The 24,942-nt window shown below is 58.1% G+C and carries 20 protein-coding genes; 9 read left to right on the top strand and 11 right to left on the bottom strand.

Annotation, left to right across the window (positions count from 1 at the left end):
• Window positions 1-106 precede the first annotated feature (106 nt).
• From O3C79_RS16260 to O3C79_RS16250, 3 genes are read left to right on the top strand one after another with little or no spacing between them, the layout of a single operon-like run.
• Complete coding sequence (locus O3C79_RS16260; RefSeq protein ID WP_494383949.1) at window positions 107-868, top strand: sulfite exporter TauE/SafE family protein; 762 nt, start codon at window positions 107-109, stop codon at window positions 866-868.
• A gap of 23 nt (window positions 869-891) precedes the next feature.
• On the top strand, window positions 892-1,653 hold the full coding sequence (locus O3C79_RS16255; RefSeq protein ID WP_494383948.1) for an SDR family NAD(P)-dependent oxidoreductase: 762 nt from the start codon (window positions 892-894) through the stop codon (window positions 1,651-1,653).
• A 28-nt stretch (window positions 1,654-1,681) separates the two neighbouring features.
• Window positions 1,682-3,061 (top strand): aminotransferase family protein, encoded by a 1,380-nt coding sequence (locus O3C79_RS16250; protein ID WP_494383947.1) that lies wholly within the window; start codon window positions 1,682-1,684, stop codon window positions 3,059-3,061.
• Window positions 3,062-3,120: 59 nt separating this feature from the next.
• Here the strand turns inward: O3C79_RS16250 and O3C79_RS16245 are convergent, their stop codons facing one another.
• From O3C79_RS16245 to O3C79_RS16225, 5 genes are all read right to left on the bottom strand, one after another.
• Window positions 3,121-4,626, bottom strand: a complete 1,506-nt coding sequence (locus tag O3C79_RS16245) for a methyl-accepting chemotaxis protein (protein ID WP_494383946.1) — start codon at window positions 4,624-4,626, stop codon at window positions 3,121-3,123.
• The gene (locus O3C79_RS16240) at window positions 4,623-5,228 is read right to left on the bottom strand and encodes a DUF6436 domain-containing protein (protein WP_494383945.1); all 606 of its coding nucleotides are present in this window, start codon (window positions 5,226-5,228) and stop codon (window positions 4,623-4,625) included. Before O3C79_RS16240 ends, O3C79_RS16245 begins: the two co-directional genes overlap by 4 nt.
• A gap of 302 nt (window positions 5,229-5,530) precedes the next feature.
• Complete coding sequence (gene ccoG, locus O3C79_RS16235; protein ID WP_494383944.1) at window positions 5,531-6,919, bottom strand: cytochrome c oxidase accessory protein CcoG; 1,389 nt, start codon at window positions 6,917-6,919, stop codon at window positions 5,531-5,533.
• Between the two features lie 174 nt (window positions 6,920-7,093).
• Complete coding sequence (gene cydB, locus O3C79_RS16230) at window positions 7,094-8,098, bottom strand: cytochrome d ubiquinol oxidase subunit II (RefSeq protein WP_494383943.1); 1,005 nt, start codon at window positions 8,096-8,098, stop codon at window positions 7,094-7,096.
• 1 nt (window position 8,099) lies between these two features.
• A complete protein-coding gene (locus O3C79_RS16225) occupies window positions 8,100-9,482 on the bottom strand; it encodes a cytochrome ubiquinol oxidase subunit I (protein ID WP_494383942.1) in 1,383 nt (460 codons plus the stop codon).
• Between the two features lie 215 nt (window positions 9,483-9,697).
• Here O3C79_RS16225 and O3C79_RS16220 point away from each other — a divergent pair, with 215 nt between their 5' ends.
• The 4 genes from O3C79_RS16220 (at window position 9,698) to O3C79_RS16205 (ending at window position 14,964) form a co-directional block, all read left to right on the top strand.
• Window positions 9,698-11,104: an aminotransferase-like domain-containing protein gene (locus O3C79_RS16220; RefSeq protein WP_494383941.1), complete on the top strand. Its 1,407-nt coding sequence runs from the start codon at window positions 9,698-9,700 to the stop codon at window positions 11,102-11,104.
• A 94-nt stretch (window positions 11,105-11,198) separates the two neighbouring features.
• On the top strand, window positions 11,199-12,878 hold the full coding sequence (locus O3C79_RS16215; protein ID WP_494383940.1) for a nitrite/sulfite reductase: 1,680 nt from the start codon (window positions 11,199-11,201) through the stop codon (window positions 12,876-12,878).
• A complete protein-coding gene (locus O3C79_RS16210; protein ID WP_076460558.1) occupies window positions 12,875-13,396 on the top strand; it encodes a DUF934 domain-containing protein in 522 nt (173 codons plus the stop codon). The genes O3C79_RS16215 and O3C79_RS16210 overlap by 4 nt, the downstream gene beginning before the upstream one ends.
• Window positions 13,396-14,964: an MFS transporter gene (locus O3C79_RS16205; protein ID WP_494383939.1), complete on the top strand. Its 1,569-nt coding sequence runs from the start codon at window positions 13,396-13,398 to the stop codon at window positions 14,962-14,964. Before O3C79_RS16210 ends, O3C79_RS16205 begins: the two co-directional genes overlap by 1 nt.
• Before the next feature lie 10 nt (window positions 14,965-14,974).
• On the opposite strand, the gene O3C79_RS16200 is transcribed toward O3C79_RS16205, so the two are convergent.
• The 5 genes from O3C79_RS16200 to O3C79_RS16180 all read right to left on the bottom strand — a co-directional run bounded on the left by O3C79_RS16200 (window position 14,975) and on the right by O3C79_RS16180 (window position 20,923).
• Window positions 14,975-16,342: a TRAP transporter large permease gene (locus O3C79_RS16200; protein WP_494383938.1), complete on the bottom strand. Its 1,368-nt coding sequence runs from the start codon at window positions 16,340-16,342 to the stop codon at window positions 14,975-14,977.
• A 9-nt stretch (window positions 16,343-16,351) separates the two neighbouring features.
• Entirely contained in the window at window positions 16,352-16,969 is a 618-nt protein-coding gene (locus tag O3C79_RS16195) for a TRAP transporter small permease subunit (protein ID WP_494383937.1), read from the bottom strand.
• 32 nt (window positions 16,970-17,001) lie between these two features.
• Window positions 17,002-18,069 (bottom strand): TRAP transporter substrate-binding protein, encoded by a 1,068-nt coding sequence (locus tag O3C79_RS16190; protein WP_494383936.1) that lies wholly within the window; start codon window positions 18,067-18,069, stop codon window positions 17,002-17,004.
• A 92-nt stretch (window positions 18,070-18,161) separates the two neighbouring features.
• The gene (locus O3C79_RS16185; protein ID WP_494383935.1) at window positions 18,162-18,944 is read right to left on the bottom strand and encodes a 3-hydroxybutyrate dehydrogenase; all 783 of its coding nucleotides are present in this window, start codon (window positions 18,942-18,944) and stop codon (window positions 18,162-18,164) included.
• Window positions 18,945-18,973: 29 nt separating this feature from the next.
• Window positions 18,974-20,923 carry an acetoacetate--CoA ligase gene (locus O3C79_RS16180; protein ID WP_494383934.1) on the bottom strand — a complete coding sequence of 650 codons (1,950 nt, stop codon included), beginning with the start codon at window positions 20,921-20,923 and terminating at the stop codon, window positions 18,974-18,976.
• 201 nt (window positions 20,924-21,124) lie between these two features.
• On the opposite strand from O3C79_RS16180, the gene O3C79_RS16175 reads away from it, so the two are divergent.
• Complete coding sequence (locus tag O3C79_RS16175; protein WP_494383933.1) at window positions 21,125-22,540, top strand: sigma-54 interaction domain-containing protein; 1,416 nt, start codon at window positions 21,125-21,127, stop codon at window positions 22,538-22,540.
• Window positions 22,541-22,548: 8 nt separating this feature from the next.
• Here O3C79_RS16175 and cobA read toward each other — a convergent pair whose 3' ends face one another.
• The gene (gene cobA / locus O3C79_RS16170) at window positions 22,549-23,421 is read right to left on the bottom strand and encodes a uroporphyrinogen-III C-methyltransferase (RefSeq protein ID WP_494383932.1); all 873 of its coding nucleotides are present in this window, start codon (window positions 23,419-23,421) and stop codon (window positions 22,549-22,551) included.
• A gap of 220 nt (window positions 23,422-23,641) precedes the next feature.
• Here cobA and O3C79_RS16165 point away from each other — a divergent pair, with 220 nt between their 5' ends.
• A complete protein-coding gene (locus tag O3C79_RS16165; RefSeq protein WP_494383931.1) occupies window positions 23,642-24,898 on the top strand; it encodes a nitrate- and nitrite sensing domain-containing protein in 1,257 nt (418 codons plus the stop codon).
• Window positions 24,899-24,942: the final 44 nt, after the last annotated feature.

Genomic DNA, 24,942 nt, shown 5'->3' with positions numbered 1-24,942 from the left:
GGACCAACAAACTCCTGTAACTGGATCTATCACCTCAGACCAGCCACCTCCTAACGTACGGCTGAGTGCTGGCACTTCCGCCAGCACCTGCTGAACGGACTGGACTGTGGCTGAACTTACCTCCCTCACATCAATTGATCACCTGGAATGGGCTGCGCTGCTGGTGGCCCTGGCCGCGCTGGTGCGGGGCTATACCGGGTTCGGTTTTGCCGCCATCGCCATTACCGGTCTGAATCTGATCTGGCCACCGCAGCTGAGTGTGCCGGTCATTCTATTGCTGGACCTTATAGGTACCGCCGGTCTGTTGAAGCCGGCTCTGCGCCAGGCCGACAAGGGGCTGTGCCTGCGCCTGGGGCAGGGGGCTCTGCTGGGTATCCCGCTGGGCTTAACCGTTCTGATCCAGGTACCGGAGACCTGGCTCAAACTGATCATCAGTGCAGGCGTTTTGTTGATGACCCTGCTGTTGATTCGCCGGCCTGCGGTTACGCCGCGTGAATACCCATTGTTGACCCGTCTGGTTGGCATCCTGTCCGGCGCCTTTACCGCTGCGGCTTCCGTGGGTGGCCTGCCGGTGGTGTGCTACCTGCTGACCACACCGATGAAACCGGCGCTACAGCGCGCGTCCATGGTGCTGTTTCTCGCAGCCACCGACCTGCTGGCGCTGCTGATGCTGTATTTGAACGATGTATTTGATGCCAGTCTGCTGGGCCCTGTTCTGATCCTGCTGCTGCCGACTCTGGTGGGCGTACAGCTGGGTCAGTGGGGGTTCCATCGCCTGCGACCCGCTTCCTTTCACCCTGTTGCTCTGCCGGTACTGGCCTTGTTGTCGGTCAGCGGTCTGGGCATGGGCGTTTACTCGATTTTCTGATGGATCTGAACAGGAGAGACACTATGTCCAAAACCGCATTTATTACCGGTGCTACTTCCGGATTTGGTCTGGCCTGTGCCCGGCGGTTTGCCGCTGACGGCTGGAATCTGGTGCTGACCGGTCGCCGTGAAGAGCGCCTTGCCGCTATCCAGGATGAGCTTTCAGCCCAGTGCCAGGTGCTAACACTGACGCTGGATGTGACCGATGCTGAGGCTGTCAAAGCGGCTGTCGACGCATTGCCCGAGCCCTTTGCGCAGGTGGACCTGCTGCTCAACAACGCCGGTCTGGCGCTGGGCACCGAGGCTGCACAGAACTGTGATCTGAGCGAATGGCAACAGATGATCGATACCAATGTGGGTGGTCTGGTGACAGTCACCCATGCCCTGTTGCCAACCCTGATCAAGCAGGGCAAGGGCAGCAGCATCATCAATCTGGGGTCCATCGCCGGCCATTGGCCCTACCCGGGCGGCAATGTTTATTGCGGCACCAAGGCGTTTGTCGAGCAGTTCTCCTACGGCCTGCGCTGTGACTTGTCGGGCACCGGCGTGCGCGTCACCAACCTGGCGCCGGGGTTGTCGGAAAGTGAATTCACCCTGGTGCGTACCGGCGGTAATCAGGACGCCTACGACAACCTCTACAAGGGTGCCGACCCGATTCAGCCCGAAGATGTGGCCGATACCGTGTTCTGGCTTGCGAGCCTGCCGCCGCACCTGAATGTGAACCAGCTGGAACTGATGCCTGTGTCCCAGGCCTGGTCACCTTTCTCCATTCATCGTGAAGCCTGAGCCCTTTACCGAATACAGGATTTAAACCATGAACAGCCGTCTGAATGAACTGGATCTATTGAAAACCGTTGACCGTGACCATGTATGGCACCACCTGACGCCGGGGGCGGCGGCCAGCAATGGCCTGCCCATGTTTGTGCGTGGCAAGGGTCTGAGTCTCTGGGACAGCGAGGGCAATGAGTACCTGGATGCCTCTGCCGGTGGCGTTTGGGTAACCAATGTAGGCTACGGCCGTACTGAAATAGCCGATGCCGTGCGTGACCAGTTGGCGGAGCTGAACTTCTTTGCCGGCTCCATGGGCAACAAGCCTGCTGCGGCTTTTGCACAAAAGCTGCTCGACAAGATGCCGGGGCTGAACCGGGTTTATTATTCCAACTCCGGGTCTGAAGCGAACGAGAAAGCGTTCAAAATGGTGCGCCAGATCGCACACAAACACTACGAGGGTAAAAAATACAAAATTCTCTACCGTGAGCGTGACTACCACGGCACCACCATCGCTGCCCTGAGTGCTACCGGGCAGGCTGAGCGCCGGGCTCAATTCGGACCCTTTGTCCCCGGTTTTGTGGAAGTCCCGCACTGCATGGAATATCGCAACCAGTACCCGGAGGCTGCGGACTATGGCGTGAAGGCGGCCGAAGCCATTGAAGAGGTGATTCTGCGCGAGGGGGCGGATACCGTCGGCGCCATGATTCTGGAACCGATTACCGCCGGTGGTGGTGTCATTACCCCGCCGGAGGGCTACTGGGAGAAGGTGCGTGAGATCTGTGACAAGTACAATGTTTTGCTGATCATGGATGAAGTGGTCTGTGGCGTAGGCCGCACCGGTAAATGGTTTGGCTACCAGCATTACGGCATTCAGCCGGACATCGTCACCATGGCCAAGGGGGTTGCCTCCGGCTACGCCGCCATCTCCTGCACCGTCACCACCGAACGTGTATATGAACTGCTGCAGGAAGAGAGTGGCGATACCCTGGGGTTCTTCCGCGATATTTCCACCTTTGGCGGTTGCCTGGCGGGCGCGGCAGCGGGGCTGGCCAATATGAAAATCATCGAGGATGAAGGCCTGATTGAGAACTCCCGTCTTATGGGCGAGCGCCTGCTGGATGGGCTGAAGGCCTTGCAGGACAAGCACACAATCATGGGTGATGTGCGAGGCAAGGGGCTATTCGCGGGGATCGAGCTGGTGGTGGATCGCGACAGCAAGGCGCCCGTCGATGAGTCGGTGGCCATTGCCATTGCCGGAGCCTGCAAGCAACGCGGGGTACTGATCGGCAGAACCAACCGCAGCCTGGAAGGGTTCAATAACATTCTCAACTTCAGCCCGGCGTTGACGGCCACGGCTGAGCAGATCGATCATATTGTTGCAGTGGTCGATGAGGCGATTGCCAGCGTCAGCGCGACGCTCTAAGCCTGCTGATCGGGCAGGGCGCACGTCTACTGGGTGCGCTCTGCCCGGATATCCACGGGTCAGGTTTTAAAGCGTTCTACCTGAGTCGACAGGCGCTTGCTCAGTTGAGCCAGTTCATCGGCGCTGTGGCTGGTTTCCGTGACCACGGTATCCACTTCCTGTGCCAGGTCGCTGATCTGGGTGACATTCTGATTCACCTCTTCGGCGACCGCCGACTGTTCCTCCGCAGCGGACGCAATCTGGGTGTTCATGTCGTTAATCTGCATAACGGCATCGGTGATATCACTCAGCATCCGCACGGCTTCCTGCATCCCCTGTACGCTGTCACCCGCTTTCAAGGTGCAGTTTTGCATGGAGTTGCTGGCGTCGCCGGTACGGCTGCGTAACTGTTGAGCGGTATTCTTGATGCGCTCGGTTGAGGCCGCGGTATTCTGGGCCAGCTGGCGTACCTCATCGGCCACCACGGCAAAGCCCCGTCCTGCATCACCGGCGCGTGCGGCTTCAATGGCGGCATTGAGGGCCAGCAGGTTGGTTTGCTCGGCAATATTGCTAATCAGCTCGGTCACTTCACCAATTTCACGGCTGTCCTGCTCCAGTGCCTGCATAAGTTGATCGGCACTGGTAATTTCACCCGCCAGTTCCTCAATCAGGCGACTGACCTGGCTAAGGGTCTGGCTACTCGCTTGAGCCTTGCTGCCCGCTTCCTGGGTGGTATCGGCGGTGTGCTGGGCGTGTGCACTGACATCATGGAAGGAGTTGGCCAATTCCTGCACTGCGGAAGCCAGTTCGTCGGTTTTATTGCGCTGTTGGCGCGATTTCTCACTGGCATCCTGGGTGCGTTGAGTGGCGTGTTGCAGCTCGGTGCTCAGCCGCTGGCTGCCATCCTGAGTCTGGCTTACCGCCTGGCGAATCTGGAATACATAGTTACGCAGTTCCCGCTCCAGTTGAGATCCGTCCTCCTTGAGGTCGGCACGCAGATCAATCTGACCATCATTCACCACCATATGGGCGACCAGCTGCGACAGTGATTCGGATTGTCGTGCTTCCCGGCTCAACAGGTGGGCCATATAAATCAGCAATGCTGCCTCGAACACGACAAAGGCCGCGTGGATAAAGACGATATTCCAGCCGGTACGGAACTCGAAGATGTATATGCCCGTGTCGCTTTCCTGAAGGTAGTTGAACAGCATGTGATGCACGGCAATCAGGCCTGCGGCGGCCAGAATGGGGAGCCAGTCACGGTAAAACAGCAGAAACGCCAGCAACACGAAAATGGAGAAATGGAACTCGATCATGCCGTGGCTTTGGTGGATCAGAAGCGCTGAATAGACCATAAAGGCCAATCCCTGAGTCACACGGGTGAGGCGGCTGCCCGGCTGAACTTTAAGCAACAGAGTACAGAGTAAAGTGGTGGGCAGGCCGATTACCAGAGCTTCGGCCCAGGTGTTGTACCAGTTGGCCATGCTCAGTGCGACCAGCAGCAGAAACCACTGCACTCCGGTCATCAGGCGGTCACCATGCTGGTACAGCCCGAGCATGGAAAAATGTTGGCTTTGAGCTGTCATGTCGAAACTCCATCATGGGCAGCGGACGATTGACCTGCCCAGGGGCACAAACACCCACGGGCAATTTGAAATGTTTGATTACGTTGTTCGCCGCCTAACAGTTGGTCTAGCACCTGAGCGACATAGTCGCCACTTCGGGTGCTGCATACAGCGCCAGGACTCCAGGGGCCCAAGTATTGGGCACCCAGTTGTTGAGTCCGCACCAACGCGGCCGGGCTGGCTACAGGCTGGTTATCTTGAGTCGCCACGCTGACCTGAATGCCGGGAAACTTTTGACGGGCGTCTGAGAGTTGAGCGGACTCCGGCACCAGAATGCGAAAGCGGATGGTATTGCTCTGATAATTGGCAATCAATTCCTGCACATGGGGTGTATTGAAGCGCGTACAGGGGCAATTGGCATCATAGAAGTGGATAACTTCAATTGGAGTTTCTGGTGTTGTTTGACTGAGTGTCAGCTGCTCAGCGCTGAACAGGGCATCACCGGTGAGGTCTTTCAGCGGCTGATACCAGCGCAGCTGAAACCACCAGAAGGCAAAGCCCATGGCCAGCGCCCAGATCACGACCAGCAGTGGGGGAAGAAAGCGTTTTAGTCGAGGAGCCATGATTGGCATCAGGCAGTACCGGGTATAGGGCGAAACTTGATATCAGATGTACGTGTTATCGGCCGAAAGCGATGGCACAGGAGGGGGCAGGGGGATTATACGATCTTTTTTGGTGCATCTGCACAGGATTCGTGCGGGTGTAAAGGCAGGGTAAAAAAATGCGCCTGACCTTTAAAGCTACGGGAGCTGCGGGGTTCAGGCGCTAAAGCCTCATGTTAGAGCTATGCAAGCAACCACCGGACAGAGTGGTCACCTGATTAATTCATAGCAGGTTCCATGCCAGCTTTTGGGTTTTGCTCCTGTCAGAATGACTGGGTAATAAAGGTTGTGTGTTTTTCGGCCTGCTGTATGCCTCCGGCAAAGAACTGGAAGCTGAGGTCTGCACGAGGCTGATCCGGGCTTTGCGTACACACACGGTAGGGTAACCAGGTGGAGTTATGCTCGTTCAAGTCCAGCTGCGCAGGGCCAAACAGCTGGTAGTCTGCCAGGCCGGATACGGCAACCCGGATCAGCGCAGCGGTATCAGCAAAGCCTTCCACCTTGACGCGATAGTTGTTGCAGTAGGTTTCTTCATCCAGCTGTACGAACAGGGCGCCCCGGTCACGGCGGATTTCCACCAGCAGGTCGGTGGTCTGGGTAAAGCCAAAGAGTACCGCGCCAAAGGCGCAGGCCATCACGGCGGCATAGCCCGCAAGGCGTGGGCGCAGCAGGCGGGAGGGCTGTTTTTGCAACTGGGCTTCGGAGGCAAAGCGGATGAGTCCGGTATCCCGGTCCAGTTTTTTCATCACCCCGTCGCAGGCGTCGATACAGGCGCCGCAGTCAATGCATGCAGCTTGAAGGCCATCACGGATATCGATACCGGTCGGGCACACCTGAACACAGAGACCACAGTCCACACAGTCACCGCTGTTGGCATCGGCATTGCGACGGTTGGCGCGAGGTTCGCCACGGGCCTTGTCGTAGCTGACCGTCAGCGTATCGCGATCAAACATCACGCCCTGGAAACGGGAGTAGGGACAGGCGTGCAGGCAAATTTTCTCCCGCACCAGACCGGCATTGGCGTATGTCAGCCCGGCCATAATCACAATCCAGCCGGTAATGCCGGCAGACAGCTGTAATTGACTGGCATCGCCCAGAATGTCGCGAATGGGGATGAAATAACCGGTAAACGTCAGCGCGGTCACTGTAGCCAGCAGTATCCACAGCAGGTGCTTGAGCAGGCGTCGCATCAACGGCAGCCCCCGCAGGGCTTTACCTTCCTGACGGGCACGCAGGCTGGCGCGGCCTTCCGTCAGGTCTTCAATGCGGATAAACAGCCAGGTCCAGATGCTCTGTGGGCAGGCAAAGCCGCACCAGACCCGGCCCCAGGCGACGGCCATGAAAAACAGCAGGCAGGCACCAGCGATCATCAAGCCGGCCAGCAGCGGCAGGTCGTGCCAGGACAGGGTATGGCCAAACAGGAAGATGCTGCGTTGAGAGAAGGAAAACAGCAGCCAGGGCTGGCCATCGACCTGAACCCAGACCAGGCCGAAAAACAGGGCGATCAGGGGCCAGGTGGTCAGGCGTCTCAGGTTTTGAAACAGGCCAGTAGTCAAGCGAACGTGAAACTTGCCCTCACGGGCAAAGGGGATGTACTCCTCCACAATGGGAGATTGCTCATCGGGGATCTGGGCGACAGGTATTTTTTCCATGGCATTTTCCGCTGGGGGTTCTGCTGGTTTTTGATGCCGGCAGATTACGCCTGTCGCCAATATCGGTTCAGGTCTAAAAAAATAAATATTAATAGGGACAGATTGAGGGCGGCGCGGACAACAGAAGGGGCAAGCAGGCTGCTCCCGGGTAAGAAGCGCCTGCCTGTATCGAGATCAATGGTAGCCGTCTTCCATATCGACCTTGCCCCGAAATACATAGTAGGACCAAGCCGAGTAGGTCAGGATGACCGGAATGATGAGTAGGGCTCCGACCAGGGCAAAGCCCTGGCTGGCGACAGGTGCCGATGCTTGCCAGATGCTGATGGCCGGTGGAATTACATTGGGCCAGAGGCTGATGCCCAGTCCCAGAAAACCCAGTGACATTATGATCAGGGTCATCACGAATGGCCCGGCTTCTCCACGATCAACCATTTTCAGCAGGCCAAGACATGCCAGGGCGGTAAAGATCGGCAAGGGTGCCAGCCAAAACAGGTTCGGCAGGCTGAACCAGCGCTCGGCAATGGACTCATGGGCCAGCGGTGTCCACAGGGATACCAGCAGGATGAAGCCCATCAATAGCCAGATCAAAGGCTTACTGAGTCGGCGCATCTCTTGCTGTAACGAGTTTTCGGATTTCATGATCAGCCAGGTGCTGCCCAGCAAGGCGTAAGCCGGAGTCAGCGAGAGGCCACAAAAGAGTGCGAAGGGGCTCACCCAGCTGAGAGCGTGGCCACTGAATGTTCCGTTTTCTACCGGTAATCCCGAAATATACGCGCCCAAAATGACGCCCTGGAAAAACGTAGCCAAAAGCGAGCCTGTGAAAAACGCCTTGTCCCACCAGTGCCGGCTGTTGCTGCTGGCCTTGGCGCGGGCTTCAAAGGCCACACCGCGCAAAATCAGTCCGATCAGCATCATCAGCACCGGTATATACAGGGCGTTCAGAATAACGGCATAGGCCAATGGAAATGCCGCCATCAGCCCGGCACCACCCAGAATCAGCCAGGTTTCGTTGCCATCCCAGACGGGGGCGATGCTGGCCATCATGCGATCGCGGTCTTCTTTGGCGGGCGCCAATGGAAACAGCAGCCCCACGCCCAGGTCAAAACCATCCGCCATTACATAAAGCAGCACGCCAAACAGGATGATGACGGCCCAAATCAAAGCAGTATCGATACCCATGTCAGTCTCCCGGATGCATATCCGACGGGGAGGTCGGACGGATAGTGGAAAGGGTTGTATCAATGTTCTGATCAGGGCCTTGGCTGATCAGGCGGAGCAGGTAGCGGATGCCGGTTCCGAAGACCAGGCCGTATACGACTACCAGCAATACCAGCGAGAACACCATGGTTGAGGTGCTGTGATTGCTGCCGGCATCGGCGGTTTTCATCAGGCCGTAGATCACCCAGGGCTGGCGCCCCAGTTCGGTAGTGAACCAACCGGCCAGCAGTGCCATCAGGCCGGAGGGGCCCATCAGGAGAGCAAAGCGAAGCAGAGTACGGTTGTGAAACAGTTGCCCTCGTAACCAGGCCCAGATACCCCATATACCCAGCACAAACATCAACAAGCCCAGCCCGACCATGATGCGGAAAGACCAGAAAACGGCAGCGGCATTGGGGCGTTCGTCAGGTGGAAACTCCGACAGACCGGGAAAGGTGCCGTCCCAGCTGTGAGTCAGGATCAGGCTGGCCAACCGAGGAATGCCAACGGCAAAGTGGGTGGTTTCGGCGTCGTTATCCGGCCAGCCAAAGAGTAACAGGGGAACGCCTGCGCCCGGCTCATCGTTACGCCAGTGCCCTTCCATGGCGGCGACCTTGGCTGGTTGATGCTCCAGCGTGTTCAGGCCATGAACATCTCCGGCCAGCATCTGCAGTGGTGCGGTGGCCACCAGCATGCCGATGGCCATGGTCAGCATCTTGCGAATGGCTGGGGTGTCGTTGCCCTTGAGCAAATGCCAGGCGGCGCTGGCGGCGACCATCAAAGCGGTACTGAGAAAAGCGGCCAGCACCATATGCACCAACCGGTAGGGAAAGGATGGATTGAATATGATCGCCATCCAGTCGGTGGGGATGACGTGGTTGTCCACAATTTCGTATCCGGCAGGTGTTTGCATCCAGCTGTTGGATGCCAGAATCCAGGTGGCTGACACCAGCGTGCCCAATGCGACCATGACCGTGGCAAAAAAGTGCAGGCGGTCGCCCACGCGTTTCCAGCCGAACAGCATGACACCCAGAAAGCCGGCTTCGAGGAAGAACGCGGTCAGCACTTCATAGGTCAGCAGTGGGCCGGTGATGCTGCCGGCAAAGCGCGAAAACTCGGGCCAGTTGGTGCCGAATTCATAGGCCATCACCACGCCGGAGACCACGCCCATGCCAAAGTTAAGGGCAAAAATGCGGCTCCAGAATTCGTAAAGTTGCTTGAAGACCGGGTTGCGACTGCGCAGCCAGCAACCTTCCAGAACGGCCAGGTAGCTGGCCAGGCCGATGGTGATTGCGGGAAATATGATGTGGAAGGAGACAGTAAAGCCAAACTGTATCCGAGCCAGCATCAGGGCCGTGTCATACATGGGACACCTCGAGGTGAAATCAGTGTGTTCAGGTATCGGATTAACAGCACAAGAAGCCGGGTCTCATTCGAACTGGACGGGCCATTGGTGTCAGGGCGGTTAGCCAGGAAGAGGGAGGCTGGTGCTGTGTGGGACGCAGATTACGCCTGTACAAACGATGGGTTCAGGTATAAAAAAGTAATAAGTAATAGGTACAGATGGGTCAGGGGCACAGTTTGAGTTCGGAATATAGGTATCAACAACTGGAGCAGTGGTTGCTGCGTGGAATAGAAGAACAGCGCTGGCGACTGGGTGAGCGTTTGCCCTCTATCAGGGCCTTGTGCAAAGGGCACGGCCTTTCTAAGGCCACGGTTCAGCATGCCTTGCAACGGCTGGAGGCTCAGGGGCTGCTGGAAGCCCGGCCCAAGGCTGGGTATTTCGTTTCCCTGCAGCCGCGCACCGTGCGACAGCCACAAAGCCGGGTGAGTATAGAAGCGCCACGCCCGGTGAATGTCAGCGAGGTGCTGCTGGATATCATGCGCCGCAGCGCCGCCTTTGATTTGATTCCCGAGTTTCGTGCCGGGGATCTGCCGGCCGGAATTCTGGCGCTGAACCGCTCGATTGGACGGGCGCTGAGGCGTCAGCGCGGTGAAGACTACCTCTACTACGATGAGCCCGCCGGGGATGCAGGCTTGCGTGAACAGTTATCGCTGCACCTGGCACGGCGTGGCTGGGCAGCCGTGCCCGAGCAGTTGTGTATCACATCCGGCTGTCAGCACGCCCTGTTTCTGGCGCTCCAGGCCTGTTGTAAGCGAGGCGATGTAGTGGCGGTGGAATCTCCCGGCTTCTATGGTGTGCTGCAGTTGCTGGAGCAACTGGAATTGCAGGTGGTTGAGGTACCGACCTCGCCTGATACTGGCATGGATATGGCGGCACTGGAGGAAGTGCTGGCGCGCTGGCCGGTGCGTGCCTGTATCGTTTCGCCGGCTTTTGCCACGCCCAGTGGAGCATTGATGCCGCTGGAGTCACGGCAACAACTCCTGGCGTTGGCAGAGCAGCATGATCTGGCCGTGATAGAAGATGATATCTACGCCGATACTGCACTGGGGGCTTTGCCCGATCCGTTGAAGGCACTGGATCGCAACGAGCGGGTCATTCTCTGCAGCTCCTTCTCCAAAAGTCTGTCGCGAGATCTGCGCCTGGGCTGGATCGCCGGGGCGCGTTGGCATCAGCGCATTTTGCACCTGAAGCTGGTCTCGCAGCTGGCCAGCAGTCGGTACCTGCAGCAGGGAGTGGCGGACTTCATCCAGGATGGTAGCTTTGCCACCCATCTGCGCCGCCAGCGGCATGAGTTGCGGGACCGACGGGATCGGTTGATCGCTTTTCTGCAAGCCTGGTCCACCGAACTGCGGGTGAGTGTCCCTGCCGGTGGGCTGGCTGTCTGGGTAGAGCTACCCGAGGGGGTGGATACCCTTGCCAGCTATCCGAAAGCGCTGGAACAGGGAGTAGTGATTACGCCCGGGCCACTGTTTTCCGTATCGGGTCAGTTCAGTAACTGCCTGCGGCTCAGTTTTGCTCACCCCTGGGATGAACGTCGTACCCGCGCCTTGAACCAGTTGCCCGAGTTGCTGCTGCGCGACTGATCTGTCCCTATCCATATTCTCGGAATTGAGCCTGCCTCAGCGAGGGCCGGCACCGCTAACCTCTGTCATTTGTTGAAACTGACGAGGCAGATGCGTGTATCGATACGATGAATATGACCATGCTCTGGTGCAGGCGCGAGTGGCGCAATTTCGGGATCAGGTGGCGCGCCTTCTCAGCGGCGAGCTGAGTGAAGAGGAGTTTTTGCCCCTGCGTCTGCAGAATGGGCTCTATCTGCAAAAGCACGCCTATATGCTGAGGGTGGCCATTCCCTATGGCACCCTGTCGTCGCAGCAGTTACGAACCCTGGCCAGAATCGCGGACCAGTTTGATCGGGGCTATGGCCATTTCACCACGCGTCAGAACATCCAGTTCAACTGGATTCAGCTGGAACAGGTAGTGGATATACTCCAGTTGTTGGCCGACAACGAGATGCATGCCATCCAGACCTCAGGCAACTGCGTGCGCAATATCACCACGGAAGCCTATGCTGGTGTTGCCGCCGATGAGCTGATTGACCCGCGCCCGCTGGCGGAGATTCTGCGTCAGTGGTCTACCGTGAATCCCGAGTTCCTGTTTTTGCCGCGCAAATTCAAGATTGCCATCTCGTCGTCTGAGCAGGATCGTGCCGCCGTGCGTGCGCACGATATCGGCCTGTATCTGTATCCGGGCGCACAGGGCGAGCCCTTGCTTCGAGTGATGGTCGGTGGTGGCTTGGGACGAACGCCTATCCTCAACCAGACATTACGAGAGGATCTGCCCTGGCAACACCTGCTGACGTACGTCGAAGCCGTGTTGCGGGTGTATAACCGCCACGGTCGTCGTGACAACAAGTACAAGGCCCGTATCAAGATTCTCGTCAAAGCCCTGGGGATCGAAGCCTTTGCCAGTGAAGTGGAGCGTGAATGGGAGCAGATCCGCGAAGGCGCGGCGGAGCTGACCCTGGCCGAGCTGGAACGGGTATCGGCTGCCTTTGCACCGCCTGAATATCAGCTGCTGAGCGCTATTGATCCTGAATATGGTGCCTGGCTGGCCCGTGATGAAGCCTTTGCCAGCTGGGTACAAACCAACACCCAGGCCCACAAAGTGTCGGGTTATGCTGCGGTAACGATATCGACCAAACCGGGTGCAGCCACGCCTCCGGGCGATCTGACCGCACAGCAGATGCATTCCCTGGCCGACCTGGCCGATCTTTATGGCTATGGTGAAATCCGTGTGACCCATGAGCAGAATCTGGTTCTGCCGGATATTCGCAAAAGTGATCTCTATACCCTGTGGCGCTCACTGCAGGATGTGGGGCTGGCCACACCCAATATTGGTCTGCTGACCGATCTGATCGCCTGCCCCGGCGGCGACTACTGCAACTTGGCTACCACGCGCTCGCTGCCGGTGGCCGCTGCGATTCAGGCACGTTTTGATGATCTGGACTTTCTGCATGACCTGGGGCCGCTCAGCCTCAATATCTCCGGCTGTGTGAATGCCTGCGGCCATCACCATATTGGCAACATCGGGATTCTGGGTCTGGACAAAAACGGCGAGGAATATTTCCAGGTCACCATTGGCGGAGACCAGGGCAAGAACAGTGCTCTGGGGCGGGTCATTGGCCGGGCATTCAAGGCAGACGAAGTGCCTGATGCGATTGAACGGCTGTTATCGGTCTACCTGAAGTTTCGCGAGTTGGACGAGACCTTCGTACAGACGGTTGGCCGACTGGGGCTCGCGCCCTTCAAGGAAGGCGTCTATGCCGAATCCAGGGCGGCGGAGGTGTCGGCATGAACAACACCATCGGGCTTTGGCATGGAGAAGGGCAGGAGCGGGCAGTTCTGCTGTCGGATGATCGCTGGGAGGTGCTGCCTCCGGAGGCTGCGGTCGATAGCGAGCCCTGGCCAATACTACCCTGGGCACGTTGGCAGGCGCTGGTAGAAAATGGAGAACTATCGCCTCGGCATGCTGGAGTGATGTTGGACCCGGATGAAGACCCCGAGGTACTGACACCCTGGGTTGGCCAGTTACCGCTGATTGCGCTCCAGTTTCCGGGATTTATGGATGGCCGGGCCTATAGCCAGGCCAGCCTGCTGCGCACTCGCCTTGGTTATGAAGGCGATCTGCGGGCACTGGGTGATGTGCTGCGTGACCAGCTGGTACTGATGCGCCATTGTGGCTTTTCCTCATTTTGCGTGCGTGCCGATAAACCTGCTGCTGAAGCGATCAAGGGGCTGTCCGGCTTTGATCAGATTTATGCACGCTCGGTTGCCAGCCCGGAACCGCTGTTCCGGAGGCGCGAACGCCGTTGATGAAGGCCGAGGACAATCCGCGTGCGTTACTGCTGACTGCTTCCGCCGCCTGCGCCCTGACCATATTCGATACCAACCTGCTGGGTGTAATTACCCCCATGCTGGTGGCCGATATGCAGGTGGGGTTTGCTCCCATGGCCTGGGTCTTGAGTGGTTTTTTGCTCAGCTTCGCATCTTTGCTACTGGTGGCCGGAGCGTTGTCCGATCACTTTGGACGCAAACGGGTGTTGCTGCTCGGGTTGAGCGTATATGGCGCCGGGGCATTGGCTTCCGGGATGGCGTCCATTATTGAATGGCTGATTCTGGCGCGTATTTTTCAAGGCGTCGGCGCGGCCTTGTTGCTGGCACCGGCACTGGCGATCATTGGTCAGCGGTTTCGCCAGCCGGATCAAGCCATCAGGGCCTGGGCAACCTGGGGCAGCATCATGGGCCTGACCATGGTGTTGGCGCCCATCCTTAGTAGTCTGGTGGGCGGTTGGCTGGGCTGGCGCTGGGCACTGGGGATGGTGGCACTGATCTGTGCCCTGTTGATTGTGCAAGTGATGCGCCTGATCCAGGAATCCAGTGCCCCGCGTGATCATCCTTTCGACTGGCGGGGGGCGCTGCTGTTTGCCCTGTGCATGCTGGCCGGCAGCTGGAGCCTGATTCGCGGCCCGGAACTTGGGTGGCAGCATCCTTGGGTGCTCTGGCCCCTGCTCTGGGGGCTACTGTTGTTCGTCGCTTTCATTCTTCGGGAACTGAGTACATCCGGTCCCATGCTGGAGCTGCGACTCTTTGCCTCGCCTGCATTTATCGGCGGTGTCGCCGCCATGCTCGGTTATGCCAGTGCCGCGCAGGTGATGGCCGCTTTCTTGCCGCTCTATCTGCAGCAGGGGCTGGGGATAACCCTGTTGTGGACGGGCGTAGCCCTGCTGCCCTTTGCTTTGGGCATGCTGGTGTTTCCTTTGGTGAGCCGTCGCCTGTTGGCGTGGGTGGATTCCTGGCAACTGTTGGGGCTTGGGCTGGTCGTTATTGCTTTGGGCAATCTGGGGCTGGCGGATGCGGTGCAGTCAGCGGACTCTATGCGTTTTTATATCAGTATGGCCTGTCTGGGAGCCGGTGGCGGACTGATTAACGGTGAAACGCAGAAGGCCATTGTGGGCACGGTGTCGGCCGAGCATGTCGGCATGGCGTCGGGCGTGAGTACTACCGCACGCTTTCTGGCCATGCTGATGGGATATGCCGGCTTGTCGTCGGTGATGCTCAGTGGTGTGCGGACCGACTTGCAGGGGAGCCTTTGTATAGAGCCAGGCTGTTGGCTGGATGCTGATCTGGTGACCGCTGTTGCGACAGGGGCACTGTCAGCGCAGGGCCCGGCCGGCAGTTTGCCCAGTCCCGTGCAGGCTCTGCAGGCATACCAGGCAGGTTTCAGCCGCCTGTTTGATACAGCAGCGGCAATCGCATTCATGGCCGCGATCCTGGTATTACTGCTGATGCGTCCCCGTTCAGTGGCGCAACAAAAAACGAGCAGTCGACCTGAATCTGAACCAGGCCGCTGCTCGCAAAGGGCAGATCAAGCAACAGAGTGAGTGCGCCGGGTTAGCCGGCGCCGTAACGCACCGACGGCAGCCAGAGCACGAGATCCTTCCAGAAGAACACCAGTGCCACAGCCGTCAGCTGAATCAGAATGAAGGGAATCACGCCTTTGTAGATATCCGAGGTTTTGATCTCCGGTGGCGCTACGCCTTTCAAATAGAACAGCGAGAAGCCCACCGGCGGAGTCAGGAAAGAAGTCTGCAGCGCCAGGGCGAACAGCACCACGAACCAGGTCAGATCAAAGCCCAGATTGGACACGACCGGTCCCACCAGTGGCAGCAGGATCAGGCTGATCTCCAGCCAGTCGAGGAAGAAGCCGGCGACAAAGGCGATCAGCAGAATCACCACCACGATACCTTCGGGTGACAGCGGAATGCCTTGCAGCAGTGAGCCGATAAACTCATCGCCACCCAGAGAGCGCATGACCACTGCGAAGGCGGTTGCCCCCAGGAAAATACCGAACACGAACGCCGTGGTGAGCGTGGTCTTGATACACACATCCTTGACCACCTCGGCATTCAGGCGACCATTGAGCGCGGCCAGCACGCTGGCGCCCAGAGCACCGACACCGGCAGCTTCGGTGGGCGTCGCGATGCCAAAGAAAATTGACCCCAATACTGCCAGAATCAGGCCCAGTGTTGGCAGGATGGCGCTCAGGGTATCCCACAGCAGCTTGGCGGTGATCGGTGGCAAGTCGTCCGGCGGCGTGCTCATGGAGGGCTTCAGCCAGGAGATCACCATCACGTAAACGATATACATCAGGCCCAGCATGACACCGGGAATCAACGCGCCCATGAACAGGTCGCCGACAGCCAGTGACAGCTGGTCGGCCATGATGATCAGCATGATGCTGGGCGGAATCAGAATGCCCAGAGTACCGGCAGAGCAGACAATGCCGCTGGCAAAGGCGGGGGAGTACTTCTGTTCCAGCATCACCGGCAAAGACAGCATGGCCAGCAGAACCACAGAGGCACCGACAATACCGGTTGAGGCGGCCAGGAGGATACCGATGGTAATAACGGCCACGCCCAAACCGCCATGGAAGCGGCCGAAGAGGCTGACAAAGTTGCGCATCAGGCGCTCGGCTACACCGGAACGCTCCAGCATCAACCCCATGAATATGAACATGGGCAGGGCCACCAGTACCCAGTTGGTCATCTGGGCGTAGATGCGTTGCACCATGACCCCGAAAATGCTCCAGTCGGTGAGGAAGTAGGTATCAACGTCGAAATACTGGAAGGCGATGATCGAGCCGACGCTGAAGACCACCGAGATGCCGGCCAGCAGCCAGGCCACCGGGAAACCGGTGAAAATGAGCAGTATGAAACTGCACAGCATCGCGATCACGATCAATTCATTGGTAGCAAACACGTGTACACCTCACTCCGGCGAGTTGTTGTTATTCTGTTTGGGGGTGTCGAGCGGGCGGGGCCAGCCGGACAGGAACGCCAGTGCACGGAAAAAGCGAGCGGTTGCGGCCAGTGCCATCAGCACAAAGGCCAGCAGAATGACGGACTTGATCAGCCAGCGCATGGGCAAGCCGCCGGGCGCCGCTGAAACCTCGCCGATGCGGATGGAATGCTCCACAAAAGGCCTGGCGTAGATCAGTATCAGCACGCAAAACGGCAGGATGAACAGGGCGATGCCCAGCATTTCAATCCAGGCGCGCGCCTTGGGTGACAGGCGCTCGGCCACTACATCCACACGCACATGGCCGTCGTGAGTGATGCAGTAGGACAGAGCACACATGAAGCCGATGGCGTACAGATGCCACTGCAGTTCTTCCAGCGCTACAAAGTTGGTGCCCAGGGCATAGCGCATGATCACATTGCCCACGATCAGCAGGATCAGCACGACCCAGATGAACGAGGTGTATTTGCCGAACACTTCAACGATGCGTTCCAGCCAGTCCGAGATGCGGGTGCGAGGATAGTCGACGGTCGCCTTGTGGGCGACCGCCTCCTCGACCTGATCCAGATTCAGGTCGTAGTCAGACATAAGAGATATCCCTGGTCCGAAGGTGAAACGGCTTATTCGGCGTCTTCCACGCCAAAGTCACGCGGCAGGTAACCGAAGTTTTTCCACGGACGGTGCTCGTCCTGGAACGCCTTCATAGAGCTGTATACCTTGTCGAACATGGGGTCAGACTCGGAACGGCGCGCCATCACACGGTCGGTGGCTTCCTTGAACGCATTGAGGATTTCAGGCTTGTACTTGTGCAGCTGTACGCCTTTTTCCTCGAAGGATTTCAGCACCGCACCCTGAAGCGCTTCAGCCTTGGCCAGCGCAACGGTGTTGGCGGCTTTACAGCTGTTTTCGATCAGTGCCTGGGTCTGGCTGTTGAGGCCATTCCACTTGTCCAGGTTGACGTACAGATACTGGTTGGTAGACGGCTGGTGCCAGCCCGGCAGGTAGTAGTGCTTGGCCACCTGATAGAAGCCCAGCTGCTCATCAACGATCGGCATGGAGAACTCGGTGGCATCCAGCACGCCGGTTTCCAGCGCCTGGTAGAGCTCACCACCGGGCAGCAGGGTCACGGACATGCCGAACTCGGACATGATCTCGCCACCGACACCGGCCGCACGGAATTTCAGGCCCTTGAACTTGTCCAGGCTGTCCATCTCTTCACGGAACCAGCCGGCAGCTTCCGGGCTGATGGTGCCGCAGAGGATCGGGTAGACGTTATGCGGTGCAAACAGCTCCTTCAGCATTTCGTCACCGCCGTGGTGGTACATCCAGGCCAGGAACTCCTGAGATTCCAGACCAAAAGGTGTTGCACCGAAGAGCGCAGAAGCCGGGATCTGGCCCCATTCATAGCCCATCCATGAATAACCGGCCGGGATGTTGCCGTTACTGACGTTCTCGAAAACGCCCAGCGAGGGGATGAGTTTTCCCGGTTCGAAGGTTTTCAGAACCACCTTGCCGCCCGACATGTCACTGACCATCTTGGCCACTTCCGGCATGGTGTCACCCAGCGCGGTCAGGGAGGACGGAAAGCCCATGGGGACCTGCCAGCGCACCTTATCGAAGTCGGCCAGTGCGACGGTGGAAGCGGTCAGGGTCAGACCCAGGGTTGCGGCTTTGAGCAGTTTTTTCATGATGTCGTGTCCTTTTATTGTTATCACGGTTTTCGCATCGTTATGGAGCAGGTGTATCGGGTTTGCTTTGTTTAAGGCTGAATTGAGTCGGTTTATTGGGCGGTCCAGCCGCCATCGATCGGCAGCGCTGTGCCATTGATGGCACGGGCTGCATCGGAGCAAAGGAACAGGGCCATCTCGCCGATTTCGCTGGGAGCGACGAAGTCCGGGTAGGGCGTCTTGGCGCTGATCAGGCCCTGCTTGGCTTCTTCAAAGCTGGTGCTGTTGTCTTGTGCATAGGCCTTGAACTGCTCTACCAGCAGCGGGGTGTCGACCCAGCCGGGACAGATGCAGTTGGCGGTGATGCCCCGGGCTGCGTTTTCCAGCGCCATGACCTTGGTAAAGCCGACCAGGCCATGCTTGGCCGCGCAGTAGGCGCTCTTGTTCACCGAGGCCACCAGGCCATGCACGGACGAGATATTGATGATGCGACCCCAGCCCTGTGCCTGCATGCCCGGCAGGGCCAGGCGGCTGGTGTGGAAAGCAGCGCTCAGGTTGATGGCGATCACCTTGTCCCACATGTTTGCCGGGAAGCTCTCGGTGGGAGAGGTGTGCTGGATGCCGGCGTTGTTGACCAGAATGGTCGGGCTGCCGGCCTTGTCTTCAATGGCCTGCATCAGCTGGTCGATCTGTTCCGGCTGGCTCAGGTCTGTCTGGCAGTAGAGCGGACGACGTCCATAGGCCTGTTCGAATTCCTCAGCCAGTTTCTCGCCGGCTGCCGTGTCTTCCAGACCGTGCAGGACCAGGTCCAGTCCATTGGCCGCCAGTACGCGGGCGACCTCAAGGCCGATACCGCTGGTTGAGCCTGTCACCAGTGCCAGTTTGCGAATGCTCATCGCGTAGTCCTCTTCAATGTTGTTCAGGGTCAGGCCTGTAATTCGGGCAGGTCGCGGTAAAGCTCCAGCGCCTCGGGATTGGCCAGGGCGTCCTTGTTCTTCACCGTTTCGCCAAGCACCACCTTGCGCACTGCCAGCTCGACAATTTTTCCGCTGATCGTGCGAGGAATATCCGCGACCTGAGTGATGACGGCCGGTACATGGCGGGGTGTGGTGTTGGCGCGAATGGTGGTGCGGATCTGCTGGCGCAATTCATCATCCAGCAACAGCCCTTCGCGCAGGCGAACAAAGAGCACTACGCGCACGTCGTCCTGCCAGGGCTGGCCGATACAGAGGCTCTCTACCACAGCATCCACTTTTTCCACCTGGCGGTAGATTTCAGCGGTACCTATGCGTACGCCGCCCGGGTTCAGTACGGCATCGGAGCGACCATGAATGATCACGCCGCCATGGGCGGTGATTTCGCCGTAATCGCCATGGGCCCAGATGTTGTCGAAGCTGTCGAAATAGGCATCATGGAAACGTTGACCATCCGGGTCGTTCCAGAAACCGATCGGCATGCTCGGGAAAGGCTGGGTGCAAACAAGCTCACCCTTGGTCTGACGCAGGGATTGGCCGTTGTCGTCAAAGATATCCACCGCCATGCCCAAGCCCGGGCATTGCAACTCGCCACGCCAAACCGGCAGGATCGGGCTGCCCAGCGCGAAGCAGGAAATGATGTCGGTACCGCCTGAGATGGAGGACAGCTGCAGATCAGCCTTGATGTCGCGGTAGACGTAATCAAAGCTTTCATGAGATAGCGGTGAGCCGGTGGAAAGCACGGCCTTCAGCGGACTCAGGTCGTGGCTCTTGCCCGGTTTTACACCCGCTTTTTCCAGTGCGGCTAGATACTTGGCACTGGTGCCGAACACGGTGATTTTTTCACGCTCGGCCATATCCCAGAGCACTTCAGGACGGGGAGCGAAAGGTGAGCCATCAAAGAGCACCAGCGTGCAGCCGGTGGCCAGGCCGGAGACCATCCAGTTCCACATCATCCAGCCGCAGGTGGTGTAGTAGAAGAAGCGGTCGTCACGGCCAATATCGGTGTGCAGCATCAGCTCTTTCAGGTGCTGAATCAGGGTGCCACCGGCGCTGTGGACAATGCACTTGGGTACCCCGGTGGTGCCGGAGGAATACATCACATACAGCGGATGATCGAATGGCAGGGCAACAAACTCGACCTCCTGCGCCTGGGCGTCACCGAAATCGCTTATCACAGAGGCATTGGTCAGCTGGCTCAGGTCGGGTGCTGTATTCACGAAAGGCACCACAACCGTCTGCTCGATGGATTCAATCGCCGCGGTGATACTGGCAACCTTTTCCAGAGAATCCAGAGTCTTGCCGTTGTAGAGATAGCCGTCGGTGGTGAACAGGACTTTGGGCTTCACCTGACCGAAACGGTCGATCACGCCATTGATGCCAAAGTCCGGTGAGCAGGAGGTCCAGATGCCACCCAGCGCTGTAGTGGCCAGCATGGCGATGATGGTTTCTGCGATATTGGGCATATAGCCGGCAACCACATCACCGGGCTGGATTCCCAGGGCCTTCAGGCCTGCGCTGACACGCGCCACCTCGGTATAGAGTTCGGCGTAGCTGAGTTCAACACGACGGCTGTCTTCACCGTTAAACACGATGGCCGGGCGATCATCACGGTAGCGCAGCAGGTTTTGCGCAAAGTTCAGGCGGGCATCGGGAAACCAGCGGGCGCCGGGCATGCGATTGCCATCAACAAGTATCCTGTCACCCTTGGTGTTTGCCGTGATATCGGCGTAATCCCAGAGATCGCTCCAGAAGCTTTCGCTGTGTTGGTTGCTCCAGTGCCAAAGTGATTCGTAGTCATTCAGATGGGTATCATGACGGTGGTTCAGCACCTGCATGAAATCCCAGAGGCGGGTCGAACGGATGCGTGCCGGACTCGGTGTCCAGAGAGGTTGATCCATGTGAGTCTCTTTGTATTTATTATTGAATCTTGGATGCCTCCCCTAGAGCAGATCCCTTGCCAGTTTTTTTAACTAATTGATAAGTATAGTTTTTATTGTTTTTTGTGCATTTGGCTGTGATTCTTCGCGTCAAATAATATTGACAACCTGTCCAATAAAATGGACGGTAGCTGTCAAATAATAAAGACAAGTGACAAGCACATGAGCCTCTCCGGGTTTGCCTCAGAACAGGTGCGCGACCGCGTACTTGCTTCGTTGAATCGCTCCTTTGAAACCTTCTATGAACACAGCATTGCCGTTGACCGTCACGGCATCATCAACTGGATCAGCGACAGTTACAGCCGCTTTCTGGGCTGTACCGAATCACCCTTGGGGCGCCATATCACCGATCTGATTCCGGGCAGTTACCTGCCGCAGGTGCTGGCTACTGGAAAGCCGGTGCTGCTGGATCTGTTGCAGCTACGTAACCAGTGGGCGCTGGTGAGCGTGGTACCTGTGCATAACGAACAGGGAGGCGTGGAAGGGGCTTTCGGCTTTGTCGCTACGGACAGCCCGACCTCCGGCATGAAACCCTTGCTGGAGCGCTACAACCAGATGCAGCGCGAGGTGCGTGAAGCCTTGCGCTACCGTGAGGGGCGCAGTGCACGCTACAAGCTGTCACAGATCGCTGGTCAGAGTGAAGCCATACGACTGGTTAAACAGCAGATCCGTCAGGCAGCCCGTTTCGATATCACCGTATTGCTGACCGGTGAAACCGGTACCGGCAAGGAGCTGTTTGCCCATTCCTTGCATGGTCTGTCGGACCGTGCCGATAAACCCTTTGTATCGGTCAATGTGGCGGCCATTCCTGAAACCCTGATGGAGTCCGAGTTTTTTGGTGTTGCCTCGGGCGCGTTTACCGGTGCCAAAAAAGAGGGGCGTCCCGGCAAGATTGAAGTGGCGGGCGATGGCACTCTGTTTCTGGATGAGGTGGGCGATATGCCGCTGGCCCTGCAGTCCAAACTGTTGCGTGTGTTGCAGGAGCGGGAGTTCGAGCGGGTGGGCTCCAATCAGGTGCAAACCACCCAGGTCCGCATCGTGGCGGCAACCAGTCGCAATCTGGAGCAGATGGTTGCGGATGGCAGTTTCAGGCCTGACCTTTATTACCGCCTCAATGCGATGCCGATCCGCTTGCCGGCTCTGCGTGAGCGTCTGGATGATGTGGATGCTCTGGGCGAACGTATTCTGGATGACTGTTGCAGTCGCTTGGGTATCCTGCCCAAATCCCTGACCGATGAGGCCGTTCGCCTGCTCAAGACCTATCGCTGGCCAGGCAATGTACGCGAGCTCTACAACGTGCTGGAGCGTGCCTGCATTCTCAATGAAACCCTCAGCCATATCGATGCGGCCCAGCTGCTGCCGATGATTCAGACGCAGCCCAAAACAGGCGCAACGGATACCCATTCAGCTCAATCTCAGGACGCTGAACCGCCAGAAACGGGCCTGACGCTCAAGCAGCGTTTGAAAATCGAGGAGGCGCGTATTATTCAGGAGACGCTGCAGCTCTGTGATGGCAACCGTACCGAGGCGGCCAAACGTTTGGGGCTGTCCCGTGCGGCACTCTATAACAAGCTTTAGTTTCGCCATCAGCGCTGCTCTTCCATCAGGCTTTCCAGCAGCTGTTCTGCCCCCAGATTAGCGTCATAGTGCTCGACGACACGCCCCACCAGTATGAGGGTTGGCGTCTGCAGATTGTTGTCCTGAATCATGCGGGTCATGGAGCCCAGCTCCGTGCGCAAAGTCCGCTGGTCTTCATGGGTGCCGCGCTCCACAAGGAGCACCGGCCAGTCTGCGGGTAATCCGTGGCATTGGAGCTCGGTTGAGATGGTGCTCGCCATACTCAGGCCCATGTAAAACACCAGTGTTTCATCCGTGCGTGCAAGGTCAGCCCAGTCGATGGGGCGGTCATCGCAGCTGTGTGCGGTGATCAGGCGCAGGCGTGGAGCCTTCTCTCGTTCGGTCAGCGGCATTTTGCAGCTGGCAGCGCAACCGGCGGCAGCCGTTATACCAGGGACAAGCGTGAAGGGAATGCAGTGCTGTCTAAGTGCATCCATCTCTTCGGTGAGGCGGCCGAATACCAGTGGATCACCGCCTTTCAGGCGCACAACCCGTTTGCCCTGCTGCGCCAGTTCAACCAGCAGTTGGCAGATCTCGGCCTGACTGGCTGAATGTGCGCCCTTGCGTTTGCCGACATAAAGGCGCTGAACCTGAGCCGGAATCTCTGCCATGAGTGCATCGCTGACCAGAGCGTCGTATACGACGACATCCGCCTGCAGCAGTGCTTTCCAGCCTTTGCGTGTGATCAGGTCCGGGTCCCCGGGCCCTGCACCCACCAGATTAACCTGTCCCTGTTTCTCCGGAAGCCGCGCTGTGTTTTCGCCTCTGGGTTTCCATCGGCTTGGATTGAAGTTGAAAGCAGGCAGCGCCGTGCGCAGAAAGCTGAGTGTCAGTGTCATCATGGTTGCGATTCCCCATAAAAAAAGCGCCTGCCTCCGTACCGCTGAGCGATGGAAGTGCAGGCGCCAATGCCTCATTTTAAGAGCTATGCAGACAACCTTCAGACCATGAAAGCCGTCACTAGAAACAAAGCAAGATTAATGCCGGTTTTTCGTTCTGGCTGGAACAGGCCTTGCATTGATCCGGCTAAAACTGCTGAAAATGTTTGATACCGGAGTAGCCATGTCGACGCCTGAACAGTTAACCGAACACTTCCTGCTGGCCGCCCGAGGCAGTGAAGCACGTGCGCTGGGGCAGCTGGTGCACAGCTGTCATCTGGTGGCGGCGGTGTGTGAGCTGGTACATGAACTCCAGCGCGAGCGCGGGATCTCCAATGTCTTTCTGGCTTCGGCAGGACAGGAATTTGCCGAGGAGCTTAAACAGCAGAACGGCCGCACGAATACTGCCAGTGATCATTTCTGTGACTATCTGCAACGGGTGCAGTCGGGGCAGGATCAACTCTGGAGTAGTGCCCGGCTCTATCACCGTATCGCCCATGTGCTGCTGCAGCTCAAGGATCTGGCGGAGCTGCGCAACAGCATTGAGCAGGGAAACCTGACGACGGCACAGGCCACAGAAGCCTGGTCGGGTCTTATTGCCGAGTTGCTGTCGGTCCTGTTCGAAATTGCTGATATTGCCGCGGATGCCGAGATCTCCCGGGCATTGGTGGCCCTGTTTCACTTCCTGCAGGCCAAAGAACATACCGGGCAGGAGCGGGCCTGGGGCTGTGTCGGTTTTGCTGCTGAAGCCTTTGATACCGAAATACTGGCGCGACTGCAGCATCTGCGGGAGTCGCAGCAGCGCTGCCTGGACGTATTTGTTCGCTTTGCCGAGCCTGAAGAAGTCTGGTTCTGGGAGCAGCTGGAACAGGCACCGGCCAAAGCCGAGCTGGTGCGGATGCGCAAGGTGATAGACGCCTTGGGAGAGGGGACAGCAGTGCCGCATGGGGTCAGTGAGACCTGGTTTGCGGTGGCGACGGCACGTATTGACGGCATGCGAGAGCTGGAGGAGCAGCTGTCGGCAGACCTGCAGGCCATGGCCGGCGAGCGGTTGGAAAAAGCACGCAAGGCGTTACAGGACAACCGCAGTCGCCTGGAAGCCGAACCACCGGCTGAACCCGTATCGGCATTTTCCCTACTGCTGGATGCATCTTCCGACAGTGAGCAGGTACCGGCTGCCGGCTCGGTGCGTGCTTTGTATGACTTGCTGCAGGAGCAGGCAGACCACCTGCAGCAGGTGAGCGATCAGCTGGAAGAAGCGCGTTCGGCACTCACCGAGCGCAAGCTTGTTGAGCGAGCCAAGGGGCTGATGATGCAGTATCAGAAGATGACTGAGGAGGAAGCCTTTGCCAGTTTGCGTCGTGCTGCCATGGAGGGAAATTGTCGCCTGATTGATGTGGCTGCCCGTGTGGTAGCGGCGGCTGAAAAGCTGAAAGGCTGACCTGAAAAGTGGCAATGTTCGGTTTTTTGCACCTCAGTGGTGCG

The organism is Marinobacterium sp. NO-S09 (genome assembly GCF_059179545.1).
This window is presented reverse-complemented; position numbering and strand designations above follow the sequence as displayed.

Bases quoted from the DNA above. Each gene is read 5' to 3' on its own strand.
- cobA (WP_494383932.1), bottom strand. From the start codon at position 23,421: ATGATGACACTGACACTCAGCTTTCTGCGCACGGCGCTGCCTGCTTTC.
- O3C79_RS16180 (WP_494383934.1), bottom strand. From the start codon at position 20,923: ATGGATCAACCTCTCTGGACACCGAGTCCGGCACGCATCCGTTCGACC.
- cydB (WP_494383943.1), bottom strand. From the start codon at position 8,098: ATGGGTATCGATACTGCTTTGATTTGGGCCGTCATCATCCTGTTTGGC.
- O3C79_RS16255 (WP_494383948.1), top strand. From the start codon at position 892: ATGTCCAAAACCGCATTTATTACCGGTGCTACTTCCGGATTTGGTCTG.
- ccoG (WP_494383944.1), bottom strand. From the start codon at position 6,919: ATGGAAAAAATACCTGTCGCCCAGATCCCCGATGAGCAATCTCCCATT.
- O3C79_RS16225 (WP_494383942.1), bottom strand. From the start codon at position 9,482: ATGTATGACACGGCCCTGATGCTGGCTCGGATACAGTTTGGCTTTACT.
- O3C79_RS16205 (WP_494383939.1), top strand. From the start codon at position 13,396: ATGAAGGCCGAGGACAATCCGCGTGCGTTACTGCTGACTGCTTCCGCC.
- O3C79_RS16245 (WP_494383946.1), bottom strand. From the start codon at position 4,626: ATGACAGCTCAAAGCCAACATTTTTCCATGCTCGGGCTGTACCAGCAT.
- O3C79_RS16190 (WP_494383936.1), bottom strand. From the start codon at position 18,069: ATGAAAAAACTGCTCAAAGCCGCAACCCTGGGTCTGACCCTGACCGCT.
- O3C79_RS16195 (WP_494383937.1), bottom strand. From the start codon at position 16,969: ATGTCTGACTACGACCTGAATCTGGATCAGGTCGAGGAGGCGGTCGCC.
- O3C79_RS16240 (WP_494383945.1), bottom strand. From the start codon at position 5,228: ATGGCTCCTCGACTAAAACGCTTTCTTCCCCCACTGCTGGTCGTGATC.
- O3C79_RS16165 (WP_494383931.1), top strand. From the start codon at position 23,642: ATGTCGACGCCTGAACAGTTAACCGAACACTTCCTGCTGGCCGCCCGA.
- O3C79_RS16210 (WP_076460558.1), top strand. From the start codon at position 12,875: ATGAACAACACCATCGGGCTTTGGCATGGAGAAGGGCAGGAGCGGGCA.
- O3C79_RS16250 (WP_494383947.1), top strand. From the start codon at position 1,682: ATGAACAGCCGTCTGAATGAACTGGATCTATTGAAAACCGTTGACCGT.
- O3C79_RS16185 (WP_494383935.1), bottom strand. From the start codon at position 18,944: ATGAGCATTCGCAAACTGGCACTGGTGACAGGCTCAACCAGCGGTATC.
- O3C79_RS16175 (WP_494383933.1), top strand. From the start codon at position 21,125: ATGAGCCTCTCCGGGTTTGCCTCAGAACAGGTGCGCGACCGCGTACTT.